Below are 3,462 nucleotides of genomic sequence, written 5' to 3'. Positions count from 1 at the left end.
CCCCAGAAGGAATTAAAAAGCTTGAGGAGTTGATCAAGCTGCGTAAATTCCAGGCTGGCTATCAAGTAAAGCCAGAGCCAGAGCGGCTAGAAAATGCAGAAGCTGCCCTAAAGAGCTGGAAGGTGCAGGTGGGCTTTGGCGGTAATCAAGCTTTTTATGCACCAGCTATTGATCGCATCCAGTTACCTGAAAGATCAGCCTTTAATACCCCTGCTGCATTTTGTGCCACCTGGGCCCATGAAGCGATCCATTCCACCGGCCATCACTCGCGGCTTGATCGCGATCAGAAAGGAAAGTTTGGCTCCAAAAGCTATGCCATAGAAGAGCTAGTAGCTGAATTAGGTGCAGTTTTGCTCGGTGATCGTTTGGAAATTGGATCTGAAATTGAATCCCATGCAGCTTATTTAAGCCATTGGATTGGGCTATTAAAAAAAGAGCCAAAGATTCTCTTCCAGGTAATGCGTGATGCAAATGCAGCATCAAAGCTGATCTGGCCGGAGGAATTAAATGCTCCATTTGATCCCATCCCAGTAGGTAGTGATCGGCAGCTTGYGGCTRCATAGGTCCTTAATGCAAAGGGGGAGCTTCTGCTCCCCTAAATATGTACACAAAAAYAGGYTTAARGSCACCAWGAAATTTGGCGTCSTAARTYGTTCTMATTGTTCATYGGTTGCMCCCCCTGGTGGTTTCTTTGATACGARCGRACTTCATTGCTGATACAGGGGCCCCCAATAACTGCAARGTTGTCACCCCTGTTAATTCATTAGTTAAAGGCTTAATKGCGCAACCTCTGCATTTGTTAAATACGTATGTGGATAGCTTGCAATAACTGAGCTTGCTTGTGGTAGGTGCTTACTGAAGTCCTTTTCATTTAATCGCTCTCACTGCGTTCAGCGATCYATTCATCGCKTTCTACGCGGCGCCTYTGCCTGTGCCYGTGGGAATAAACCCAATCCTTTGAGCTTTAGGCAATWGATCGCTAAATTGAASTTGRCTAARTCAATTTGATGACAAGCCAGTCCTTAAGTAGATGGCAGCAGCAGCGGCTCCAGGTCCCAGAGCCTGCTAGTTCCAGCAATTGAGCAACCAATGCCCTCAAGCGCCTACTTGTGAGCGGTTAGCTGCATCAACGACATTTTAAGCAATAACTGCCGGAGCTAAACCAACCAAGCGGGCATGAATTGCCAGACCAGAACTGCAAATGTGTTTTCTCATTGTATATTGGTATAAACACCAGCAACGTCATTGCGGCGGGGCGATAGCAATTTGTATAAAAGCAAACTGCCTTTTGAGAACAGGCACGCCAAGCAAAACCAAAACGCGAGAGCAGATATAGGTGTGAAAATAACCTGATCTRCCATGGATTAATGCAACATTAGAGCCCCTAGAAACAAGCCTTCAAGTAGATTTAGTTAGATGGTGCAATTGCCCCTAAAAGGTATRTTTTTATTATGGTTGTTTCCCTGGGGGCGACGCGATGATTAARCCCATGACTTCCACCCCACTCCCCTTGGTGACCCGTGAGGCCTTAAAGGTCTTCACACAAAGGCTTGTGGAGAATTTCGCTCCTCAGAAAGTGATCCTGTTTGGCTCCCAGGCCCGCGGMGATGCCCGYTGGGATTCCGACGCAGACATTTTGGTGGTKATGAGGTTTGAGGGCAGCTCGTTTGAGCAGCGGCTGCTCATGCTTGAGGTTGGGGCACCCTCGTTTCCGGTTGACCTGTTGCTGTGCAAACCAGAAGCGGCAGCACAGCGCTATGGATGGGGGGATCCATTCATCCGGGAGGCCTTAGATCACGGGGAAATCCTCCATGGCTGAGCGCACCCCCTTGGTGGAAGCCTGGATCCGTTATGCGGAAGATGACTGGCACGACAGCCAGATCCTGGCGAGCGCAGGAAGGAACATGCGCAGCGTTTGCTTTCACCTGCAGCAATGCATCGAGAAGCTGTTTAAGGCGGAGCTGATGCGGCTGGAGGTGCCCGTACCCAAAACTCACAACCTGCATGAGCTATCGAAATTGTTGAATCAGGTTGACGCCGGCTGGAGTGCTAGATCCATYGATCTCAACCGGCTGTCGTTGGCTGCCGTTGATTTTCGTTATCCCGATCCCAGTGAGCCAGAGCCTGAGATCGATCTAGCATTSAYCTTTCAGATTGYATCTGAACTAAGAACRCTTTTGTTGGATCGGYTAGGGATGTGCCCCTGATGGGCCATCTAATGCAGGTCACCATCTAAGGGTCAATGCCCGCAAGTAAATCGAACGGACTRAACAACATCAATTCCTTTCGCAGAGAATTTCCTTCGTGTAAGCAGAGCTTTATTTCAAGCAGAAATCATGAATCCTTGTTACTTTCYACATCCGGAACTTTGCATCGACGGCCTGCCAAGCCGCGCCTACACCGAATCAGCCTGCCTCGCAGCACTGCTTATTTAAGCCATTGGATTGGGCTATTAAAAAAAGAGCCAAAGATTCTCTTCCAGGTAATGCGTGATGCAAATGCAGCATCAAAGCTGATTTGGCCGGAGGAATTGCAAGCACCATTACAGGCTCCTGTTGGTCAAATACCAATGGAGCGGCCTAGGTTGGTTGTTGGTATGTGAGATCCTTAGCTTCCCCATGGCCAGCAGCCAATTAATTAGTAGCAAWGGCAAGCGAMAAGCTTTTTTATTGGCTATTCCAAAAYCAACCTGATCGCATCGTTTCTTTATTAACTGATTTACCAGTAGATGCTGGTGGCTATCAGTTTTCAGCACCAGTACTAAAAGAAWGGGAATACCGGCTTGATGGCCGTAATCCTGGAAGCGCAGATGGCAGCTGATTCAGGTTTTTTTATGCGGCTTTATGCSGAAAMAGCTCGGTTATTGCAGCAACAGGCTGTTATTCGTAATTGGCGAGTGGTAGTGCTGTGCCCATCGCGGCAGTTGAATTTTGGTGATCCATCACCAGTGATTGAATTTTTAGAGAAGCGTGTGCAATGGCTTGAACTATTACCAAGCAGGCAAGCAGCTGCAGAACTGCGTTTTAAGGCAGCAGGAACTGCTCTCGCCACAGATCTAAGTGATGTGATTACAGCTATCGYTGTATCAAAGTTTAGCGGTCGTTCGATTCCGGAGCTTTGTGCCATGGGTGGTATCACCATTGAAGATTTCAGCCAGAGCGTTGCCTACAAGGAAATCTTTGGCCTAGGCAAGGCAGAAGGAGAAGCAAGGGGCGAGTCCATGATTCGTGCTCTGCCCTTAGAGAAGCTAGAAGCACTAGCGAGCGCTAACCAACTGGCAGGGACAAACCCAGTGAAAGAAGGCTTTTGGGCTGAGAATGCAGGACCTGATTGAAACGCCCCCTGAGTGATTCGAACACTCGACCGGCTGCTTAGAAGGCAGCTGCTCTATCCAGCTGAGCTAAGGGAGCAAGTGCTGCTGAGAATCACAATTTCCCATCTTGCCAGCAACCCCCCTAGATT

3 protein-coding genes, 1 tRNA gene and 1 pseudogene are annotated in these 3,462 nt (G+C 48.6%); 4 read left to right on the top strand and 1 reads right to left on the bottom strand.

Annotated elements, in window-relative coordinates:
- The 4 genes and pseudogenes from C7K08_RS15635 to C7K08_RS13115 form a co-directional block, all read left to right on the top strand.
- A partial coding sequence (locus tag C7K08_RS15635) for a zincin-like metallopeptidase domain-containing protein (protein WP_241537267.1) occupies positions 1–563 on the top strand: 563 nt, incomplete at its 5' end.
- Positions 564–1,489: 926 nt separating this feature from the next.
- Positions 1,490–1,819: a nucleotidyltransferase domain-containing protein gene (locus C7K08_RS13135; RefSeq protein WP_161955930.1), complete on the top strand. Its 330-nt coding sequence runs from the start codon at positions 1,490–1,492 to the stop codon at positions 1,817–1,819.
- Positions 1,812–2,207 carry a HEPN domain-containing protein gene (locus tag C7K08_RS13130; protein WP_106501007.1) on the top strand — a complete coding sequence of 132 codons (396 nt, stop codon included), beginning with the start codon at positions 1,812–1,814 and terminating at the stop codon, positions 2,205–2,207. The genes C7K08_RS13135 and C7K08_RS13130 overlap by 8 nt, the downstream gene beginning before the upstream one ends.
- 490 nt (positions 2,208–2,697) lie before the next feature.
- Positions 2,698–3,334: pseudogene (locus tag C7K08_RS13115) on the top strand (DUF2887 domain-containing protein).
- A 2-nt stretch (positions 3,335–3,336) separates the two neighbouring features.
- Here C7K08_RS13115 and C7K08_RS13110 read toward each other — a convergent pair.
- A tRNA-Arg gene (locus C7K08_RS13110) sits at positions 3,337–3,410 on the bottom strand.
- Between the last annotated feature and the right edge of the window lie 52 nt (positions 3,411–3,462).

Origin of the sequence: Synechococcus lacustris str. Tous, from assembly GCF_003011125.1 — a bacterium.
In the GTDB taxonomy this organism is placed as follows: domain Bacteria; phylum Cyanobacteriota; class Cyanobacteriia; order PCC-6307; family Cyanobiaceae; genus Synechococcus_D; species Synechococcus_D lacustris.
Note: the sequence above shows the minus strand (reverse complement) of the source record. Positions and strands in the feature narration are given on the sequence as shown.